The 21654-nt window shown below is 37.7% G+C and carries 22 protein-coding genes; 7 read left to right on the top strand and 15 right to left on the bottom strand.

Translation table 11 applies throughout. The features are described 5' to 3' along the window. The first annotated feature begins 8 nt into the window (after nucleotides 1-8). Complete coding sequence (gene pflA / locus VEI_RS00750; protein ID WP_059361266.1) at nucleotides 9-794, top strand: pyruvate formate-lyase-activating protein; 786 nt, start codon at nucleotides 9-11, stop codon at nucleotides 792-794. A gap of 109 nt (nucleotides 795-903) precedes the next feature. Here the strand turns inward: pflA and VEI_RS00745 are convergent, their stop codons facing one another. After that, on the bottom strand, nucleotides 904-2799 hold the full coding sequence (locus tag VEI_RS00745; RefSeq protein WP_059361263.1) for a heavy metal translocating P-type ATPase: 1896 nt from the start codon (nucleotides 2797-2799) through the stop codon (nucleotides 904-906). A gap of 201 nt (nucleotides 2800-3000) precedes the next feature. On the opposite strand from VEI_RS00745, the gene VEI_RS00740 reads away from it, so the two are divergent. Beyond that, nucleotides 3001-3564 carry a TetR/AcrR family transcriptional regulator gene (locus VEI_RS00740; protein ID WP_059361261.1) on the top strand — a complete coding sequence of 188 codons (564 nt, stop codon included), beginning with the start codon at nucleotides 3001-3003 and terminating at the stop codon, nucleotides 3562-3564. Between the two features lie 14 nt (nucleotides 3565-3578). Here VEI_RS00740 and VEI_RS00735 read toward each other — a convergent pair whose 3' ends face one another. Beyond that, the gene (locus tag VEI_RS00735; protein WP_059361259.1) at nucleotides 3579-4529 is read right to left on the bottom strand and encodes a 2-hydroxyacid dehydrogenase; all 951 of its coding nucleotides are present in this window, start codon (nucleotides 4527-4529) and stop codon (nucleotides 3579-3581) included. A 231-nt stretch (nucleotides 4530-4760) separates the two neighbouring features. Between VEI_RS00735 and alr the strand changes: the two genes are divergently transcribed. Further along, nucleotides 4761-5873, top strand: a complete 1113-nt coding sequence (alr, locus tag VEI_RS00730) for an alanine racemase (RefSeq protein WP_059361257.1) — start codon at nucleotides 4761-4763, stop codon at nucleotides 5871-5873. A 674-nt stretch (nucleotides 5874-6547) separates the two neighbouring features. On the opposite strand, the gene VEI_RS00725 is transcribed toward alr, so the two are convergent. Together VEI_RS00725 and VEI_RS00720 are read right to left on the bottom strand one after the other, a co-directional pair. Next, nucleotides 6548-7567, bottom strand: coding sequence for a DUF805 domain-containing protein (locus tag VEI_RS00725; RefSeq protein WP_059361255.1), 1020 nt, complete (start codon nucleotides 7565-7567; stop codon nucleotides 6548-6550). Between the two features lie 103 nt (nucleotides 7568-7670). Then, nucleotides 7671-8240: a PepSY domain-containing protein gene (locus tag VEI_RS00720; protein WP_059361253.1), complete on the bottom strand. Its 570-nt coding sequence runs from the start codon at nucleotides 8238-8240 to the stop codon at nucleotides 7671-7673. Between the two features lie 156 nt (nucleotides 8241-8396). Here VEI_RS00720 and fliB point away from each other — a divergent pair, with 156 nt between their 5' ends. Beyond that, the gene (gene fliB, locus VEI_RS00715; protein WP_059361251.1) at nucleotides 8397-9314 is read left to right on the top strand and encodes a flagellin lysine-N-methylase; all 918 of its coding nucleotides are present in this window, start codon (nucleotides 8397-8399) and stop codon (nucleotides 9312-9314) included. Nucleotides 9315-9381: 67 nt separating this feature from the next. Here fliB and VEI_RS00710 read toward each other — a convergent pair whose 3' ends face one another. Both VEI_RS00710 and VEI_RS00705 read right to left on the bottom strand, forming a co-directional pair. After that, on the bottom strand, nucleotides 9382-9891 hold the full coding sequence (locus VEI_RS00710; RefSeq protein ID WP_223209305.1) for a hypothetical protein: 510 nt from the start codon (nucleotides 9889-9891) through the stop codon (nucleotides 9382-9384). A 345-nt stretch (nucleotides 9892-10236) separates the two neighbouring features. Further along, nucleotides 10237-11142 (bottom strand): metal ABC transporter substrate-binding protein, encoded by a 906-nt coding sequence (locus VEI_RS00705; protein WP_059361249.1) that lies wholly within the window; start codon nucleotides 11140-11142, stop codon nucleotides 10237-10239. A gap of 147 nt (nucleotides 11143-11289) precedes the next feature. Here VEI_RS00705 and VEI_RS00700 point away from each other — a divergent pair, with 147 nt between their 5' ends. Genes VEI_RS00700 through VEI_RS00690 form a run of 3 tightly spaced genes read left to right on the top strand, consistent with a single transcriptional unit; the run spans nucleotide 11290 to nucleotide 13318 of the window. Beyond that, nucleotides 11290-12093 carry a metal ABC transporter ATP-binding protein gene (locus VEI_RS00700; RefSeq protein ID WP_059361247.1) on the top strand — a complete coding sequence of 268 codons (804 nt, stop codon included), beginning with the start codon at nucleotides 11290-11292 and terminating at the stop codon, nucleotides 12091-12093. After that, on the top strand, nucleotides 12086-12904 hold the full coding sequence (locus VEI_RS00695) for a metal ABC transporter permease (protein ID WP_059361245.1): 819 nt from the start codon (nucleotides 12086-12088) through the stop codon (nucleotides 12902-12904). The genes VEI_RS00700 and VEI_RS00695 overlap by 8 nt, the downstream gene beginning before the upstream one ends. Nucleotides 12905-12913: 9 nt before the next feature. After that, nucleotides 12914-13318: a Fur family transcriptional regulator gene (locus VEI_RS00690; RefSeq protein ID WP_059361242.1), complete on the top strand. Its 405-nt coding sequence runs from the start codon at nucleotides 12914-12916 to the stop codon at nucleotides 13316-13318. Nucleotides 13319-14235: 917 nt separating this feature from the next. On the opposite strand, the gene VEI_RS00680 is transcribed toward VEI_RS00690, so the two are convergent. The 9 genes from VEI_RS00680 to bioD all read right to left on the bottom strand — a co-directional run bounded on the left by VEI_RS00680 (nucleotide 14236) and on the right by bioD (nucleotide 21237). Then, nucleotides 14236-14661 carry a hypothetical protein gene (locus tag VEI_RS00680; RefSeq protein ID WP_223209304.1) on the bottom strand — a complete coding sequence of 142 codons (426 nt, stop codon included), beginning with the start codon at nucleotides 14659-14661 and terminating at the stop codon, nucleotides 14236-14238. Between the two features lie 27 nt (nucleotides 14662-14688). Further along, nucleotides 14689-15039, bottom strand: a complete 351-nt coding sequence (locus VEI_RS10470) for a hemagglutinin repeat-containing protein (RefSeq protein ID WP_082161439.1) — start codon at nucleotides 15037-15039, stop codon at nucleotides 14689-14691. 82 nt (nucleotides 15040-15121) lie between these two features. Beyond that, nucleotides 15122-15874, bottom strand: coding sequence for a hypothetical protein (locus VEI_RS00670; RefSeq protein ID WP_059361236.1), 753 nt, complete (start codon nucleotides 15872-15874; stop codon nucleotides 15122-15124). 165 nt (nucleotides 15875-16039) lie between these two features. After that, the gene (locus tag VEI_RS10465; protein ID WP_059361234.1) at nucleotides 16040-16300 is read right to left on the bottom strand and encodes a hypothetical protein; all 261 of its coding nucleotides are present in this window, start codon (nucleotides 16298-16300) and stop codon (nucleotides 16040-16042) included. 84 nt (nucleotides 16301-16384) lie between these two features. Further along, nucleotides 16385-16834 (bottom strand): hypothetical protein, encoded by a 450-nt coding sequence (locus VEI_RS10460; protein WP_059361232.1) that lies wholly within the window; start codon nucleotides 16832-16834, stop codon nucleotides 16385-16387. Between the two features lie 232 nt (nucleotides 16835-17066). Further along, nucleotides 17067-17363, bottom strand: a complete 297-nt coding sequence (locus tag VEI_RS00655) for a YciI family protein (protein ID WP_059361230.1) — start codon at nucleotides 17361-17363, stop codon at nucleotides 17067-17069. Between the two features lie 163 nt (nucleotides 17364-17526). Further along, nucleotides 17527-18867 (bottom strand): anaerobic C4-dicarboxylate transporter, encoded by a 1341-nt coding sequence (locus VEI_RS00650; protein WP_059361227.1) that lies wholly within the window; start codon nucleotides 18865-18867, stop codon nucleotides 17527-17529. 118 nt (nucleotides 18868-18985) lie between these two features. After that, nucleotides 18986-20374, bottom strand: coding sequence for an adenosylmethionine--8-amino-7-oxononanoate transaminase (gene bioA, locus VEI_RS00645; RefSeq protein ID WP_059361225.1), 1389 nt, complete (start codon nucleotides 20372-20374; stop codon nucleotides 18986-18988). 110 nt (nucleotides 20375-20484) lie between these two features. After that, nucleotides 20485-21237, bottom strand: a complete 753-nt coding sequence (gene bioD, locus VEI_RS00640; protein ID WP_059361223.1) for a dethiobiotin synthase — start codon at nucleotides 21235-21237, stop codon at nucleotides 20485-20487. Nucleotides 21238-21654: the final 417 nt, after the last annotated feature.

Below are 21654 nucleotides of genomic sequence, written 5' to 3'. Positions count from 1 at the left end.
GGTTTTCTATGACTGGACGTATTCATTCGGTTGAAACGATGGGTACGGTTGATGGTCCAGGCATGCGCATGGTGGTATTTCTACAAGGATGCCCCATGCGTTGTGCTTATTGCCACAATCCTGATACGTGGAATGAAACTAGCGTCGAAGCTAAGCTCATGACTGTTGAAGAATTGTGGGACCAGTACGAACGTAACCGCCAATTTTATACTAATGGTGGTATCACCGTCACAGGTGGGGAAGCTCTGATGCAAATCGATTTTGTAACTGAGCTTTTCACATATTTCCGTGAAAGAAACGTCCATACCTGTTTAGATACAAGTGGAATTTGTTTTGATCCCCACCAAGAGGTGGCATACCGTAAGTTACTGAGCGTTACTAGTCTCGTCATCCTAGACATTAAAGAAATCGATCCTGCCAAACATCTGTGGCTAACAGGCAAACCGTTAGAGCCCATTCTCGGGTTTGCTCGATTAACGGCAGACGTGGAAGTTCCGATTTGGGTTCGTCACGTAGTAGTCCCAACGATTACAGATAATACAGATCATCACTATCGTCTAGGCTTTTTCCTAGGATCACTGAAAAACTTACAAGCCGTTGATTGCTTACCATATCACGTTATGGGTACTGCTAAATATAAGGAGTTAGGAATTACCTATCGCCTAGAGGGTATACCAGCTGCCACAAAAGCTGTAGCAGCACAAGCAACTAGAACTGTTGTGGAAGGCATCAAGGCCTATAGACGCCATTGGTGGAGTCCCATCAAAACTCAAATTAATCATAATCAAGTTTGAGGATAACTACCTCCCTTGATATATATACATATATATACCAAGACTTGATCTATGATAGCCCTAAACAATAGAGCCGCCCCCACACAACCGGGGACGGCTCTTATTGTGTTTAAATAAACTTTCTATCATACAAACGGGCTGCAATGAGGACAACCAAACAGGACCCCACATTATGAACTAACGCACCAGTAGTAGGTGTCAAAACCTCAAGTAATGAGAGAATAATAGCGATACAGTTAATGGCCATTGATAAAGCAATACTAAATTTAATAGTTCTAATCGTAGCATCTGATAGTCGCTTAATATATGGAATTTTGTTAAGATCTTCACTCATCAATGCAATATCAGCTGTTTCTATGGCAATATCACTACCGATACTCCCCATTGCAATACTCACATCAGCAGTCTTCATAGCTGGTGCATCATTAATTCCATCACCAACCATACAAACCTTGTGGTGTTTTCCTTGCAACTCTTCAATAATACTCACTTTTTCGCCAGGTAAAAGCTCCGCATGTATTTCAGAAATACCTGCTTTTTTGCCAATATATGTAGCTGTTTCTTTACTATCCCCCGTAAGAAGTACTGTTTTCATAGCTAGGCTAGAGACTGCAGACAACATATCTGCCGTATCTCGTCGCATAGTATCAGATAAAGCAATAATACCTATAATATGATCTTTATCGGCAATAATGATAGATACCTTTCCTTCACTTCGATATGTATTAACGTTTTGTTGAACCCTTTCATCAACAATAATATTATGTTCCTCAAGAAAACGTTCATGACCACAATATAATGTAACACCGTTTATTACGGCAATAATGCCTCTTCCTACGGACATTGTAAACGAAGTAGTAGCAAGTATTTCTAAATCTTGATGTATGGCATGAGAAACGATAGCCTTGCCAATAGGATGCTCGCTCTTAGCCTCCGCAGATGCAGCTAATTGAAGAATATCGACCTCACTATAATCTGTATCAACGACCAAAATAGATTGAACCGATAACTGACCACGTGTTAATGTGCCGGTTTTATCAAATGCCATGGTATCCACTTTTCCCATAGTTTCAAGAATTTCACCAGATTTAATAATAACGCCATGTTTAGTAGCTTGACCAATAGCGGCCATAACCGCAGTAGGTGTAGCAAGCACCAATGCACAAGGACAAAATACTACCAACACAGTAACACCGACGATGATATTTCCAGTTACTAGATAGCCTATACATGCAATCATCAATGCAATAGGAACCAATCGACTAGCAACAGTATCAGCTATACGCTGAATCGGAGCCTGTTTCTGTTCCGCATTTCTAATAAGCTGAATCATTTTTTTAATAGAACTATCTTCGCCCACTTTAGTAGCTATAATATCTATGGCACCAAAACAGTTAATAGTTCCACCAAATACATCATCATCAATTGTTTTATCAACAGGTATAGACTCACCTGTCATAATGGATTGATCTACCGTTGTTTCACCGTTAATGATTCGCCCATCTACAGGTATTGTTTCGCCCGGAAGGATTCGCAAGTAATCACCACTTTGTATAGACTCTACGGAAATCATTATTTCTTTGTTATCTTGTATTTTACGACCCTTAACAGGTGCTAAAGAAATTAACTTTTTTAACCCCTTTTTTGCTCGCTCGGTAGTTGACTCTTCAAGGAGAGCGCCTAAAGCCATAATAAACGCTACCTCACCAGCCGCAAATATATCTCCGATGGCAACGGCTGCAAACATAGCCATGGAAATCAACAGAGCTGATGAGATTTTACTAATTCCCTTATTATATACGATCCTTCGAATAGATAAATACACAAGAGGAAAACCACAAATAATAACGGTAACCCAAGAAGGCTCAAAAGGGAATATATTTTGAAACGGACTCTGTCCACCAAACTCCTCTATCAAATGCGGAATCCCATCAAGCAGTAAAAATAGCCCCGCTAAAATCGTCATATATAAACCAGATAATATATCATGTATTCGATGTACCATACAGCAATCTCCCTTATAAAACTTTCACTATCAATATGAATTGAATTATGACTATACTTACAGTACAATAATTACGATAGCGAACACTTTGTTCCCTTTAATTGTATCAACCTATGGTTTTAATACAATATATAAAACATCATATATGTTCATTACGGAACATATATGATGTTTTGTACTAAAAGTATGACAGGAGTTAATATGGATCGTAGACAGAAAAGAACGCGCAAAGCCATATTTATAGCTTTTAACGAATTATTATCTAAAAAGGCGTATGACAAAATCACCGTTCAAGAAATCATTAGTGCCGCAGATATTGGCCGCACCACATTTTATGCTCATTTCGACACAAAAGAGGCTTTACTAGAAGCCCTCTGCGAAGACTTATTTTTACATATAAAAGATAGTATTAATCATTTACCTCATGCTCATGGGCTTTATCAACAAAGTATTTACCCAGTCTCAGTATTTGGTCATTTATTACAACATTTACAGCAAAATGAAAATAAAATCCTCGAACTACTAGCTAGTGATAATAACGAAATCTTTTTGCGCTATTTTAGAGATCATCTAAATGAGTTGGTGCAAGGATATTTCATCAATCAAGACCGTATAGCAAATACAAATCTACCGGATGACTTTATCATCAATCATATTTCAGGTAGTTTTGTCGAAATGGTGTTATGGTGGGTAAAAAACAGCATGAAAGAATCGCCTACAAAATTAGACAATTACTTCCATGCCGTTATAGAACCTATTATATAATTATTTAAATTCTATCAAGATACAACATTAATTAGTTCACCCTTAAAAAAGGCTTGTACATTATCTCGAATGATGCCTACCAAGCGTTGGCGTGTTTCAAGACCTTTCCATCCCATATGAGGTGTGATAATAACATTATCGAGTGTATATAGAGGGCTATCCTCTGCGGGAGGTTCTACCTCTTGTACATCAAGGCCTGCACCTGCAATGCGTTTAGCCGCTAATGCTTCACAAAGGTCTGCTTCATTAATGAGTGCACCACGACCAGTATTAATGATGATTGCCGATGATTTCATCTTAGCGATTGTATCCTTATTAATCATATGTTTAGTTTGCTCATTCAATGGGCAATGTAAGGTAATATAATCACTATGTTCTAGTAATTCATCAAGACTTACATAACGAATGCCATCTCCATCAGCCTTTGGTGTGCGCGTATGAACCAAAATATTCATACCGAGTGCTTTTGCTACCTTGATAACTTCCATACCGATATGACCAGCGCCAACAACACCTAAGGTTTTACTATTCACTTCTGTGTGGCTCACTTGTAGATGTTTTGTAAAATTACTGCGATCACCTTTAGCGAGCATATCGATTTGTTGTTGCATAGTAGACGCGAAATTGAGGATCATCATAATCGCTGTATGTGCTACACGTTCTGTGCTATATGCAGGGATATTACACACCGTAATCCCCTTTGCACGCGCCGCATCAAGGTCGATATTATTATATCCAGTACCCGCTTCTACGATGAGTTTTACTGAGTCAGGGAATTGTGAGAGTAAATCTGCCCCTACAGGCAATTCTTTTGTTACCACCACACGAGCCCCTTGAATACGTTCAATAAGCTCTGCATTAGTACTATCGTCATAGACCTGTACATCATTTGATAAAACAGAAAAATCTAGTAAATGATCATAATTCATCTTGCCTGCATTTACCACTACAACTCGTTCGTTCATAATATCCTCCTCTATGTTTCTATGATTTGTGAAAGCATCTCATATACTAATTATACTACCAAAAGCTGTGAATTATACGTCATATTCAATATCATCCTATACTAATTATGACTAATAACATCTAGATAATAAGTATAAATGAAATTTTAGCATAAACTTTCACAAAAACTATTGTTTAATTCCACAAAAGTTATACAATAAAAGTAATGTAAATTAGGAGTAATGAATATCATGAGACCAACATATTTAACGATAGATACAAGTTTGGTTCGAGAGAACCTACGAAAAATAAAAGATAGCCTCCCTGAGTGGAGCACATCCACGGCCGTAATCAAGGCTAATGGATATGGTCACGGCAGCGTTATGATGGGGCGTATCGCTGTCGAGGAAGGGTATGAATCATTAGCCGTTGCCATTCCAGAGGAATCAGTACCGCTTCGCAATGCAGGCATTATGGTACCTATTTATCTATTAGGCCTTACTAGACCTCAATCCTTTGAGCTCGTCGCCGATACGAACTCTATTCCGGCTGTTTGTGAATCTACTGATTTAGAAGCCCTCAACAAGGTGGCCGATAATCACGATATGATTATTCGCGTTGCAGTGGCCGTTGATACGGGCATGCATCGTATTGGCATTACCCCAGAATACGCAGTAGAATTTATCAAACGGGTTGAATCCTACCCTAATCTTGCAGTGGATGGATTCTTTTCACATATGAGTAATGCTGATGCGGCAGATCAAAGCCACGCACATGGACAAGCGCAAAAATTCCATAAAATGGTAGATGAAATCCGAGCATTCCGTCCAAATGAGGATTATCGTTTTTCCCTCGCCAATAGTGCAGGATTATTGTCTGTCAAAGATAGCTTATTTACAGATGCTAGACCTGGTATTATCCAATACGGCATCATGCCATCTCTGGACGTGCCAAATCGTCTAGGTCTTAAACCGGTACTCTCTTTCCATAGCGAAGTGGTACATGTACAACATCTAGATGCCGGTGAAGGCATTGGCTACGGTTCTACCTATGTGACTCCTGAGCCAATGACCATTGCAACGATTCCTGTTGGCTATGCTGATGGTTATCCTCGCAGCCTATCCAATCGTGGTACCGTCCTCATCCAAGGTACCCGTTGCCCTGTAGTAGGCCGTATCTGTATGGACCAATTCATGGTGGCAGTGCCAGATACAATTACAGTAAAACCAGGCGACAAGGTTGTATTATTAGGTTCTCAAGGTCATGAAAGTATCTCAGCTCTTGAAATTGCAGCGCTTGCGTCCACTATTCCTTATGAAATCTTCTGTGGGTTCTCCGATCGAGTACCACGACAATATATATAAACGACTAAGAGGCTGATATTCGGATTTACGAAATCAGCCTCTTTCAAGAATAAAAGCACCACCAATATCTTGGTGATGCTTTTATTCTCCTATACCATGCACATGTGTGTGTGGAAAAGATAATATTTATGAAAAGGGAGGGAAGCCCTTCATAAGGAGGCCCAAAGGCGACAGATAACATAGGAGAGAGTCAACGTAAGTCTGTCCAACCAGAGGGCCCTGGTGAATGCATATGGGAGATGTTATGCATTCATTAGCGCCGATGGGATAGCGCTAGCTCCGTGTAATGGTATAGTAGTTATTCACTAACTGAATTCATCTTACCTATCTCATATGAGATATAAATTAAATTATTAAGATTTACTATTATCCGGCATGAAATATATGTGAAAATTTAGCTATATCACCATATAATATAAGAGTTTATATTCATGAATAATCATTTCATATTAATGACTATATGTACTACAATGCCCATATTATGAGTACTCTTTATAAATTCAAAGAATACATGTCAAAATAAATATAGTAGTCCATAATTCATGAGCAAATTTTTAGAAAATTTCACAAAAACAAACATATCGCTCCCAAGAAATAGGAGCGATATGTTTTCGTACAGCCAATAGGCCTATTCAATTATTCCTTGCAGTAATAATTATTCTTTATAGTACTGACTATTCTTCATGTGAAACAGGATTTACCGTTTTTAAAGAGGGCTTCCAGTTAACCAAATAATAGCTATATACATTAACAAAAGGAATTAAAAACCCAAGAATCCAGAAAGCACTGCGCCCCGCATCATGTAATCGCCGATAACAAGCAGCAATATTAGCCGCTAACCACCATACGCCCATAAGGCCACCGTAAAAATTATTCATAAATTCATTTACAAAATACGAAGATACGGCAAAGGGTAATACCTTTTGTAAGATTACAGCAACAATAATATAAATCAACCAAAATAGAACGTTTCCCCAGAAAATTTCATGGCGCTTAGTGCGGCTTTTATAGTCTATAACGCCATCAAAAAACATATATTTATAGGACTCTAACCCCTTGCCAATCCCCAGTGAATCAGTCCAGCTTTCACCTTCCTTAGCAATAGGCATAATTGTTTCATAGGACAATTCATAATTCCCTATCACTTGGCCTCCATCAGGTAATCCATACGTATTACGGGCCTTATTTTTACGGAGTAAACAGGATGCTAAACAAACCAAATGCATTATCGCACTACCTCTAAACATGAACATAAATGTATCATCAAGGGACAGATGAGCTCCTATAAGAATAGGCTTGAGGAATGTAATGCAAAGTACAAGGTTTGTTATAATAACAACGATAAAGGCAAAGGTTCCTAGAGCAGGCGCCCACGTGCGATTTACATCGTTATATCGTCTTTTAATGAGTACCGCAACCAATAGATTCGTTATAAACACTAATATAGCTGCACACCAAAAGAATGTAGGGCCACTGATAAGAAAAGGCGATGTAGCCGACATGGTTATCCCCTTGTCCACAGTCATAGTTACGCGACCGCCTAAAACAGATGCTAATAAGATAAGCATGGTCCACGTATAAATAATATGGATATTGATAATCGCAAACGCATACGGGAAGTTCGTTATCCGCCTATTCTCCTTTATACTTTTTATATTGCTTAGAAACGCTCTCCACTCTTCTTTAAACTGCATAGCATACACCTCTCTCAAACAAACATAAAAATGCCACAAGGCCAAAATCTTGTGGCATTGGATTCATAATTAAATTTATATCATTGCATCAAAATAAATGCAACTATTTAACGCCTTTAACAGAAAGTAATTCACCTGTGAAAGCATCAATAATGACTTCGATTTCTTGATGATTAGCTGCACCAAAGTCTACATCATATACGAATCGGCCTTTTTCATTTTTTACAGACCAGCTATTAAGGCTTGTCGCTTGACCTTGTGCTTGAGCAAAGGCAAAGTTAACGATAGCTTGTGGCGGCAAAATACGAGTAGGGTCAAAGGCTTTGCGTTCTAAAGCAACTTTGTAGTCCCCGTCTTTTGTTTCGCTCATTTGATCTGTACTGAAATTATATTTCAACTCATATCTACCAGTTGTATCGAAGCCCTCTACTTCATATTTGATTTGACTATCTTCGCCATCAAATGCAATTTCTGTAATCGCTGCTTTTGGATGTCTTTCAATAAAGGCATTAAGCAAAAGATTAGCACCCGCAATCCCTGCATGATTAGCATCAACAGCCTCTACTGTTGGTTCTACAGGTACAATATCAGCCGCATTTACAGCAGGTGCGTTTACCCCAAATGCCGCTGCTAATGCCAACGCAATACTACCTTTTACTAACAAAGATTTCATAATATCCTCCTACATAAATAGTTTAGTAAATATTCCATATATCTCTATTATACACAATAAACGGTGTTTCACGAATAAAATAATCACACACAGCGGCACTTATGATACAATTTATATATCTATATACTATCTAATCAATACATACAAGTGAGTACTATGATTTCCTTATATCCAACCTTTTATCACACATTTCAATGTAAAGCAAATAATTGCCGTCACACATGCTGCCAAAAATGGACCATCGATATTGACAAAGATACTGCGGCTAAATACAACGCATTACCTACACAATTAGGGAAAGACCTTCGCAATTTTATTACCATCGATGATGAAGGGGCCCATTTTATATTTAGCGACGAACAACCGACCTGTCCTCTTTTACAAGAGGATGGTCTATGTCGTGTGGTGTTAGAGCTCGGTGAAGAAGGTTTATGCGAAACATGCCACATGCATCCTCGTTTCTATAAATACATAGAAGATCTAGAGCTTTGTGGTGTAGGGCTCTCCTGTGAAGAATCCGTAGAAAAGTTGCTATCCTCCAAAGGCGATCAAGTGCAATTTACCATAGAGGATGATGAGGGCGAGTTTGGAGCAGATGAACGTCCCCTATTAGAGAATATATTTGAACTGCTAGCATTGGATATTGACCCTGAACTTTGTCAGTTAGAGATGAATCAATCAATATCATATTGCCAGGAGCTAATTGATTTATATGCAAAAACTGAACCCATTGATATAGAATGGACACAGCAATTAGGTCATTTGAAAGCAACCCTTGCTAATACAACTGTTAATAATACAACTGACCTCTTACAAACTACTAATCGTGATAAAGCCATTTTTAACAAGGTGTACCAATATATTTTATATCGACAAATCGATATGCTTGCAGAATATTCATTGGATGCCCTTGTACAATACGCCTTTGATGCGACCCTCTTTATTAGTCTAGCTGCAAGAGAATTTGGGAATCTACCAGAGCAGATTCGACGGTGGTCAGAGCAAATTGAATACGACGAAGATAATGTAGGATTTCTATTTGATGCATACGAAAAAAGCAACTACGATATATAATTCGTAGTTGCTCTTTTTTATGATGCATAAGCAACAAGGCACCTCCCCTTTACAGGGGTATGCCTTGTTAGAATAATAATAAGCCTATAAATTTAATGCAAACCCATATGAGATATGCGCCAGTAATAACGAGTAAACCTTCAAAGGTATTGCCCGAAATAGTAGCTCCACTTACACGTCCTACTACGGTAAGCAATGACATCGTCAGTAATACACAGATAATACTTAGAAATACGCCGAGCAATAACACTAGCACTATAGGAGCCTTAGCAAAGCTAATAAGAACCCCTAAGCTGAACATATAGATACCAATTACCAGTTGTGCATATGCAATACAATGAAATACGCCGGTCAGAACGGTCATGGTATAGCAATGGCGTGAGCGCCACAGAGCATAGAGACTAATGAGGACTGCCATAAATAGCGCTTTCACAATCAATAGTAGCCAATGACTCATATCCCAAAGAGGCGTCTTATTATTCAATTGTTCTAACAGCCCATTAATTTCAACAACATTAAGCAAGCTAAGGTGCTCAAGTCTTGTAAATATGGTGGGATTCATAATGAAGTTTCGCATGGAATCCGCATAGACCGTATCTCCAATTACAGTAAACTGATAGCATATGATGGCTAGAACTATCATTACGATTAATTAGACAACACTAGTACGACGGCGATATATACGTACGCTGTCTGTATCTATGGGACCTGCTAATCGATCTAAAAATTCAATCATATGTCCTCTTTTAATACATACTAATACTTCAACACATTTGTTAGGACCTATGTGTCGGACCTAAACAAAGCAGTCCTTCATGAACTGCTCATTTATTATAACACAAAAGCAAGGCATACTCTATACCTTGCTTTCGATTTTTTATATATTTTTGTTAAGAATTATTTAAATTTGTATACTATCTAATTATTGTAAGCTTGCTAAAATCTTAGTCAAGTTTTCATCCATTCTTTGAAGATATGTTTTGTCATCTTCGTTGCTTTCGATAGTGTAAATAGTTTCTACCTTAGCACCTACCTCTTGAGCTAATGTTTTGGATACTTCTGGACTAGCCATTTCTTCAGCAAAGATTGTAGTGACGTGATTTTCTTTAGCATACTCGATAAGCTCTGCTAATTGTGCTGCATTTGGTTCACCTTCAGCAAATACATCTTCTACGCTATTTTGTTCTAAACCAAAATCACGGCATAGGTATGCAAAGGCTGCGTGGCCTGTCACAAAGTTTTTATGAGGTGCTTTTGCAAATTCCGATTCGTACTTTTTAATCATAGCATCTAATTTTGCTACGTATTCAGTATAGTTCTTTTCATAGTAATCTTTGTTTTTAGGATCTACTTTTACAAGAGCCTCTTTGATATTTTTCACTTCAATTTTAGCATTTTTCAAAGATAACCATGCATGAGGATCTTCGGCACCATGTTCTTTAATTTCTTCAGGGTCAGTGTTTTTAATCGCCTCAACACCTTCAGTTGCTACAACAGTTACGAGCTTATCATTTTTAGCAGCATCGATTGCTTGTTGTGCCCAAGGCTCCATACCAAAACCATTGTAAACAAATACTTGAGCTGTTGCCAATTGTTTCATATTTTCAGGTTTCAACTCGAAATCATGTGGCTCAACACCATCTGGAATAATGGTAGATACCTCAACCTTATCTCCGCCAATAGCCTTTGTGAATTCAGCCATCGCATTAAAACTTGTTACCACTTGGATCTTTTTACTTGCTTGTTCCTTCGGTGCGTCATTACCACAGCCTGCAAATAGAGCAGCCATCAATACACCAACTACTAACAAAACCAGTTTTTTGACCATAGTAGGCCTCCTTTTCTAAAACCTTGAGTACATATGCTATTATAGAATATATACCATTCCTTAATTGCAGTTGCGACTCAATTGCATTTGTAATATAATTATAGTATAAACGTACTGAAAATTTTGTCAATTAGAAAAGTGGTTTTTATGTTATCAATTCAACATTTATATTTTTCCTACCATAATCAACCGCCCTATGTGCTAAAGGACCTTAATTTAGAGGTTCACAGTGGCGACTATATTTCCATTGTAGGCGATAATGGTTCTGGTAAAAGTACGCTCTTGCGTCTCATACTAGGTTTTCTAACCCCTGTGAAAGGAACCATCACACGAGATACAAAGAATATTCGCTATGTATCACAGAAAAATGATTTTTCTCATGCAGGATTTCCTATTACAGTAAAAGAAATCCTCGATTCATACCGCAAGCTTTTAAAAATCAAAGATAAAAATGAAGTCAATCGTGTATTATCACTCACTAATATGACGGAATTTAAGGACCGCCTCATCAGTAAATTATCTGGCGGACAAGCACAACGTGTATCTATCGCCCGTGCCCTTATCGGCAAACCTGACCTCATCATCCTCGATGAACCATCTACGGGTATTGATCGTAAAAGCCAAGAAGGTATTTATGCGCTTCTTCGGGATTTAAACCAAAAGCATCATATTACGATAATCTCTGTTGAGCATAATCTAGAGATGGCACTCGCTAATTCAACCAATATCTATCATATTGCCAACGGCCAAGGTCACCTCTGTTCTCCTGAACAATATGCAAGCGAAATCATGCACAACACGGGACATAACCCCATAGATCATGAAAACTGCTCCTGTTTTACAGATGTAACAGCTCAGAATCAGAATCAGAATCAGGCTCAGGCTCAGGCTCAGGCTCAGGCTCAGGCTCAGGCCGATGATACTACGATTGAGGAGGTGCGTCATGTTTAGTTATGATTTCATGCAAAACGCCTTCTTTGTAGCCATTTGCATCTCCCTACTCTGCCCATGTATCGGTATTTTCATGGTACTTCGCCGTTCCAGTATGATTGGGGACACCATGAGTCATGCGTCCCTTGCAGGGATTACATTAGGTTTGTTAACTAATACAAACCCTATTGTAGGGGCTTTCATATTTACAGCTATCTGTGGTGCGCTCATTGAATTCTTGCGGAAATATTTTTCTCATCACCTCGATTTGATTCTCACCATAATCCTATCCCTCAGTATTGGTACAGCCATTACTCTCATCAGTTCTGGCAAGTTGAAAGCTAATGCCAACGTATTCTTCTTTGGTAGCATTCTCACCGTTAATACAGCGGATATGATCAGTATTGCTATGCTTACCATATTATCGGTACTCACGTTGTATCTACTATATAACTCCTTACTCTATATAGCATACGACGAAGAAGCGGCCCGAGTAGCAGGCGTAAAGGTAGATTTAATCAACTATATCTTTGCTATCTTAATGGCGGCAGCGGTCTCCATTTCTATTAAAATCGTGGGCGTCCTTGTATTAAGTGCCATGATTGCCTTGCCTGTCGCATCGGCTTTACAGCTAGAAAAAGGGTTTAGAACGACATTACTGTGTTCCATTGGATTTAGTTTACTAGCTATGATTATAGGCCTCTTTGGCTCTTATTATCTCAATGTAGCACCAGGTGGATTTGTTTCACTTACATCAGTATTTATTCTATTGGTAGTGCTTGTAATCAAGAATATAAAGACGGTTATACGTCGATTACAATTTAGCAAATAAGAGGATATTATGATACTTACAAATTGGCCTGAAGGCATAAAAAAGACCAAACAGCGCGAAGCTATTTGGTCTGTATTAACTGATGCAACAAAACCTATTACGGCCCTAGATATTGCGGAAACAATCAGTGATGGCACAACATGGATGTCTACTATATATCGAACCTTAGAAATGTTAGAAACAAAGGGAATTATTACACGAACCACTATCATGGGTAGTGATATGGCATACTATGAGATTACTCCTCATACACATCGTCATTACGCAGTATGTACTAAGTGTGGTGACATGGTGCCACTCCATACATGTCCCGTTGTAGAAATGCCACAAGAACTAACAGATGCAGGATTTACTGTGACGGAACATCATTTAGAGATTGCAGGCATTTGCCAAAAATGCAAACAAACCAAGTAAATTATTTGATACCATTCACTCTATTCCCCTCTAAAAGGGACTGTAACAAAACAGCCCCTTCTTTTGCATTCAGATAAATATACATATTTTTACATAAATATAAACCATTAAAGATCCATAGCAAAGATCATAAACAGACATACCAATACAAAAGGTATAGAGTAAATATAAAGCATTTTAGCAGAGCTACATAAATGCTCTTTATCATGAATTGACAAATCACTAACTTCTTTAACAGCTTTATTTTTATAATAAATATCACCCAATATAGCCACAAGAAAAATTATAACAAACACTCTTCTACCCCATAAGGTATAACCCCGAGGGGTTATAGTACCGCCTAATACAGCCACTCCTTTTATTAACTGACAAATCTTAAGTTCTATACTTTTTTTAAGTCTATACTATTTAATCGAAATGAATGAACATTAAAAACATAGAATAAATATATGATAAATATACAAATTGTAATATATGTTGTGGCATTAAAAATCATAAAATAAATCTCCACTCACTCTAGCCATTGCTCTCTCAGGCCCATATTTATCAATATTAGAGCTTTCATATTTCATCGATGCATAATTGAATAAACTACCTACTGGGGTTGGCCGACCTCTTTGCATATGTAAATCACGAGCTGTAATACGTACAGTACTGTCGCTAACAAGAGTACTACCCTGGGTCCACTCATCGCAATCAACTACAGACTAAAGAATGTCTTCTAATGCTATGGAAACAAAATTATAATGAATAACTCGAACGGGCACCAATAATTGAATTGGGGCCCTTTTCATTAACGATATTTTCTTAGCATACACAGAAACTATATCTAATATAAAAATTTCCCAATACTAAATACATATGACTAGTATAAACATCAATAAGTAATACAAATCATTTATTATCGTAAGAAAATTCTAGTTTCTTTTTTGTAATATTAAAATCACTTTATTAGAACCTCGTTCTTTAAATAGTTCGATATAAACATTAGTATCATAATCGTGTCCAACTATACGATTTTTGCTTATCTCGTTCCAACCTATATTTTGTTTTGAAAGTATCTCTTTAACATCGTCAATTGTAACAGAGTCATATGTAATTTCAAGATTATTATTTTGAGATGCTCTGCCAGATGCATAATACTTCTCATTTACTTTTTTTGAGGATATAGTTTCTAACTTTTGTTCATATAATTGAAGACTTTGCATCTGCTCCGGCCTATTAATATACGCATGAAAATTAATAAGTCCTATTAGTATGGATACAAATAAGACAAAACCAACATAAATTTTAACAACAGCTGGTAATCTGCTCAATTTAAAACAACTTCTATTCATATTCATCCAAGTAATCCTAATTTCAATTATTATTCAACAAGTAATTAAACCAAAAATTATAATTCTACTTAACATTTTATTATAACCATTCCATTTGCTATCAATGCGTCCTACACTAGCACTAATACTACCAGTTAGATCCTTGAAGTTAGGTTTAGAAGAAACGGAGAATCCCGCAGATTTACTATATTCTTTAAAGTTATCTACATCTTGTAAGCTTTGAATATGTAAATCACGGCCTGTGTCTACTTCTACCTTTTTACCAGATACGGTAGAACCAATAATAGTAGTATCTCGCTTTACTTTAAGTTGTACCAATTCAGCTGCTTTAATCTTTGTTAACACATAGCTTTCCTGGTGGTCATCGCTATTATTTCTTGGTATTTCTTATATTTTAAAGAGGCTACAAGCAGAATACTGTACAACCGCCTTCTATTAGAGCCCAATAATTCTAACTACGCACAAATTATTTTTTACTAATGTATTGATCTCTTAATTGTAATAAAACAATTTTCTCATCTTCTCCAATTTGATCTATACTATTTAGAATTATCAGATGTTCTCCATAAACATGTTTTAAGATTGAAACAGCTGAGTCTCTAGATTTTTTACCCGCAATACTTTCATCAAAATAAACTCGTATATCATTAGTTTCTTTATCAATAATAATAAAGCCACTCACATTAAATATTAAAATTTTTGTAGGTGTATTTTTTACACCTCTCACATCATTCGTAATAATAAGATGATTATCTAAATCCAAAAAAGTAGCTTCATAACCGGAACGGTACCACCTTTTATTAAAGTATTGTGCATTATGCTCAGAGTCCATTAACATTTTTTCAAAATTATCTAAATCTTCTTTTGAAAAATCATATAGTGTATTCTTCTTATTAACAACCATCTTAGATTTTGGATGATAGGTTTTAAAAGGTCCAATTTCATCTCCATAAATCTCGAACTCTAAAACATCTAAAATATGATTTTTGATATCATATCGACCAATTCCATCATAGCCTAAATAATAATAGTAAGATTTAGTGGGATATACTGCTAAAATTCGGTTAGAAATTGATTCATCAATTGAAGTGTCTACAAGTTCATGAGACTGTGCAGTAATAACTATATTATTATGGAATTCCTCACAATAATAACGCTGATATATAGTAATACTAGCAATTACCATAGTAATAAATAATAAAATCAAACCTTTTTTCATATAAATTCCTCATTAATAATCTAAATGATTATATAAATGCCATTTATATAGCTGCAATATTCCAGTTCGCATTGATAAAGCTGCTTTATCATTTTCTTTTTTTGCCACACTAATTCCACCTTTTGATTCCTAATACCCGATTCTACTGTTCTTCTTATAGCTTCATTAACAGCTTGCTGATATTGTACTCAAATAGTAATTCGAATATGGTACATCTTCAAACGAATAGGAATTCCACTTTGTTGCATAAGATGCAGCTGCAGCACTTACAAGGTCTCCGCTCACTTTATTAACTACACCACCTACTGCAGCACTCAACCATTGTGCTAATGCAGGATCATTATCTGCTATTTGCTTAATCTTTTCTATGAGCAATTCATTGGTCATTGTAGCTTTAAAACCACTACCTGGTGCATTACCTGTCATACGTGCAGACCACTCGCCAATCACACCATGAGCAAAAGCTTTAGCTATCTTTCCATCTTTTGTGGTAGGTTGCCAGTTATGTAGTTACTCATAAGCATTCTTAGCAAATAAACGTGCTAGCTCCTGACGTTCTTCGATTTTCTTTTTATCAAATATCTTATCTAATTGATGTAACGTATTCTCTGTATTGGTATTAATCGTCTTAGTATCAATTTCTTTACCATCTACTGTTAGTATACCATCTGAGATTGCAGATTGAGTAGTCGAGCTTGCTTTACCTTTAGAACCTACACCTAAGTTTGGAACTAGACCAATACTGTTACAAATCTTATCATATCCTTTTTTATCGTTGGTCTTCATCTCTTCGAGTTTCTTTTTACTACCATGGTAGTTATAGCCGATACCATTATTGCTATATGTATACTCGGCTTCGTTTTGGATATCTTTCATCTCGAGAGATTTGGTAGTCAACATATTCTTATCTTTTGGAGCTTCACTTTTAGTTACAGATGTAGTAGTTACATCATCCACCACATTAGTGCTTTCACGTTTTACTAAACTTTTCTTTTTAGTAACTGTTGTAAAACCAGCTGCATTAGTTTGTGTAATTCATAGAAAATTTAACATTACAAAAACCTTCTAGTTTTTAATTCTCAGAAACACTAAGTATAATGAAAAACATTATAATAACGCAAAAAAGGGGCTGTAACTAAAATGCGGTAAAACCGCATTCTGTTACAGCCCCTTATATAGGATATTTTGTTATTTAGTCTATATAGTTTTTAATCGCTTCATTGAACAAATCGACTTTGTACTCACGAATTTCATAGGTTGCCAATTGATCGGCATAATATGAATCAAATTGTACAGCCTCTTCTAACTCCTCTCGTGTTCCATGAGCGATAATAAGGCTTTCACCTGAGACATCAGGGCAAGTGCCAATCATTAAAAATTTTCCTGCATTAAAATATGTTTTATACCATATGTGATGCTTCTCTCTCAACGTATCAAATGTATCCTGGGGGATACGATTCATGTCGAGCTTAATATAAATCGTATACATAATAGGCTCCTATATACTTCTCACTTATACACTATAAGGATCCCTCTCTTAAACACATTATAGCATTTTTCATATCATCTATCCATTGTACGAAACAGGGCGCAGCTTTACATAAGCTACGCCCTGAGAACCTACAAAATATCTTGTTTTATACTTTCACTAATTATAGCATTAATGGAGCTACAACAAAGCCAAGTGCTACTGCAATAGCAATGGCAAGTACACCAGGAATAAAGAACGGATGGTTGAATACGAGATTACCAATTCGTGTGGAACCAGTATCATCCATTTGTACAGCCCCTAACAATGTTGGGTATGTTGGCAGTACGAAGAGCGCGGATACGGCTGCGAAGGATGCGATAATGATATACACAGAACCTGTATTTTCTGGTGTAATGCCTAACGCTAAGATTACAGCTGGTACCAAAGCTTGCGTTGTTGCCGCTTGGCTATACAATAATGTACTAGCAAAGAAGAATGCTACCGCTAATAAGAACGGATATGCTGTTACCATGCTAGAAGCAAGAGCTTTAATTTCAGGAATATGACCTTTTACAAAGGTATCGCCCAACCATGCTACGCCAAGTACACAGACACAGGCAGATAAACCAGATTTGAATGTACTTGTATTAACAAGTTGCGCTGTATCAATTTTACAGAAGAATGTAATTGCCGCCGCAATGATCATCATAAAGCCGATGATGGCATCATTTCGACCAAAGATAACCGGTTTAATAAGACCGATATTTTTAGAGATTGCTGTTGCATAAAATACGATACAGATAATACCAATTAAGAAAATTAAAACAGATGTTTTTGCACCTGGTTTCAATTGGAAATCACTGCTCTTTTCACGAGGTGGAGCCACGTGACCTGCTGCCAAACGTTCTTGGTAAACAGGATCAGAGGACAAATCATTGTTTAAGAAATTAGACATAATGAATGCAGTCAGTAAAACTGCCACAAATGTTGTAGAGATACAGATTGCTAATAATGTTGGATAGCTTACACCAAATGGTTCTAAGAAACCACTCATGGCCACAACGGCTGCGGATACAGGGCTAGCTGTAATACCGATTTGGCTCGCTACAACGGCGATGGATAATGGCACGGATGGCTTGATGTTTTCACTTTTTGCTACCTCCACAATTACGGGAATCATAGAGAATGCTGTATGACCAGTACCTGCCAAAATTGTTAGAAAATACGTAACTGTTGGAGCTAAGTAGTTGATGTGTTTAGGGTTCTTACGCAAAATATTTTCTGCAATGCGAACCAAATAATCTAAACCGCCTGCCAATTGCAACGCACAAATCGCTGCGATAGCCGACATAATGATAAGAATAACATCCCAAGGAATCTGCCCTGGGAACATGCCCATACCAAGACTCAGCAATACAACGCCAAGACCACCGGCATAGCCGATGCCCATTCCACCGAGGCGAACGCCAAGGAAAATAGCACCGAATAGAATAATGACTTGCATAATTACATAAATGTCCATACGATGACCTCCTTTTTACATTTATACCTATATAGTATCATAGATATGCAAAATAATCATCGAATTTTGATAATGTATATACTATAGTTTAAATCTTTCATGAAATAGAGGTTGGACATTAAAGAATAATAGGGCGCATATCATCAAGCAAACCCTCTTCTTCTGTGGCACGTTGAATACTTTCACCTACGATGCGAACCATATCTTCCAATTGCTCCACTGTAGATGCTAATGGTGGCATGAGAATAACTACATCACCGATAGGGCGACAAATAAGACCTTGTTCACGAGCAAGAACGGCGACTTTGGCCCCTACCGCATCATTAGGGCGATACGCTTCATGAGTAGCCACGTCTTTTTCAAGCTCAATACCAACGATAAGTCCGCGTTGACGCACTTCTTTTACATGTTTTAATAATTCAATTGGCTTCAAGGCCTTTGTGAAAGCTTCAATCTTCGCAGGCAACCCTTCAATTACCTTTTCATCACGGAATACTTTCAACGAAGCTAATGCAACGGCACAAGCCAATGCATTACCTGTATAGGAATGGCCATGATAGAAGGTCTTCTTTTCTTCAAAGGTGCCAAGGAATGCATCAAACACGCGTTTTGTTGTCAATGTAGCCGCAAGTGGCATGTACCCACCGGTGATACCTTTCGACAAGGTCATAAAGTCAGGAGATACACCTTCATGTTCACACGCAAAGAATTTGCCTGTACGTCCAAAGCCTGTGGCCACTTCATCAACGATGAGGAATACATCATGTTTCGCGGTTAACTCGCGAACCCGTTTTAAATAGCCATGAGGCATTACGAGCATGCCCGCAGCTGCTTGTACTAATGGCTCCATAACGAGAGCTGTAATTTCATCCCCTTCTTCATTGAGGATGCGTTCCAATTCTGCCAAGGACTCTTCGAAGGCTTTATCGCGATCAGCTACATCGCGATATACGCCAGGACTTGACAATGTTAGTGGTTTGAACAATAAATTATGGAATACTTGATGGAACAATTGAATGCCACCGACGGATACAGTACCTAATGTATCCCCATGATAGCCCGCATTGAGCGCGATAAACTTAGTTTTTTTAGTTTGTCCCACTTGTTGACGATATTGGTAGGCCATCTTGATTGCTACTTCGATAGCCGTACTGCCATCATCGGATAAGAATACCTTTTCCAAACCTTCTGGTGCAATCTCTACTAATTCTTTACATAATTGAGCCGATGGAGGGCTTACCAAGCCGAGCAATGTGCTATGCGCAATTTTATCAATTTGGTCTTTCAACGCTTGATTAAGAACAGGGTGATTATGACCATGAATATTCACCCACAAGGAGGATACACCGTCATAATATTTTTTCCCCTTATCATCAACTAAATAAACTCCTTCTCCACGTTCGATAACTACTGGTTCTTGAGCTAGCCAATCTTGCATTTGTGTAAACGGATGCCATACAAATTCATGGTCCCATTGTGCGATTTGTGAAAGTTGTTTCTCTGCCATCATAACACCTCATACTTAAGATTTTTACATCTATACTATCTACTTAATATCGTATTTCTATTAATACTATATTTCCTATTAATACCATCTTTTCTACAAGGGAGTTTTCACTAAATGCCCCATACAGCATGCCAAATCTTAGCTGTATGTAAGAAAGAACGCCCCCACCCAAGCTTAATATGCTCTTGATTTGGACCTTGATATGGCGGCACTACACCGAGCACAGGCACACCTGTATAACGCTCCATATCCTCTATATTTGTTTTCAATAAGAATGGATCTACCACCGTTGTATCGTTAACAATGATACCTTTCACATCAATATTATGTAATTTAGCATACTCATAGGTAAGAACAACGCGATTAATAGAGCCGAGTCTACCATCCGCAACAAGTATCGCTGGATAAGCGATATCTTTCATAAGATTTGTGAAAGTAATATCAGCCGTAAGTGGAGTTGTAATACCGCCAGCACCTTCTACAAAGGTAATATCATGCTGAGCGACTACTTTTTTTACATGAGCCACCACCTCTGGATAATCTATTTCTACGCCTGCTAATTCAGCAGCCAAGCGAGGCGAATAATCACCAGCAAGCGCAATTGGATTTACCTCATGACGACGGGATTCAGGAATACCTACAGACTGCATTAAATACGTCGCATCCTTACTTTCAAGGCCAACGCACATCTCATCCTCATCCATCGTCACAAATTGAGGAAAAGGCACCGCACTAGACGATACAGGCTTAACCATGCCCACATCGAACCCATCAGCCATTGCCAACGCACCAAGCAAACCAGTGACAAACGTCTTACCTACATCCGTATCCGTACCGATGATGGACACACCTAACTGTTTCATACAAACACCTCATTCAAACTACAATCATCGATCTATTAGCAACTATATATTAGATATTAGTTAACAATTCAATTACAGTATAAAACTTACAACTGGAACAGTCAACTATATCAAAATTCATAAGGTTAACAATCTTTTTTCTTTCCTAACACCATGCAGGAGAACTTCGCTATATTGAGCGAGTATGCATAACCCGATGAGACTAGTTTACACGCAAAGTAAATAGAAATAGAGGGTCCCTTTCCACAGCTCTTTACCCTCACTGTGGATTTCGCTACGCGAAATCTTACGTTCAGGACTAAGTGATGTGTGGACCGCATGCGTCGCTGCGCTCCTCTTCGGTCTCACACCCTACTTATGGCCCTGGAAACCGCAGACCGTAGTCAGACCCGGCCTACTTTTTCTCTCATTACTTAC

Origin of the sequence: Veillonella tobetsuensis, from assembly GCF_001078375.1 — a bacterium.
In the GTDB taxonomy this organism is placed as follows: Bacteria; Bacillota; Negativicutes; order Veillonellales; family Veillonellaceae; genus Veillonella; species Veillonella tobetsuensis.
The sequence above is the reverse complement of the archived record's forward strand: the minus strand, read 5'-3'. Positions and strand labels throughout refer to the sequence as shown.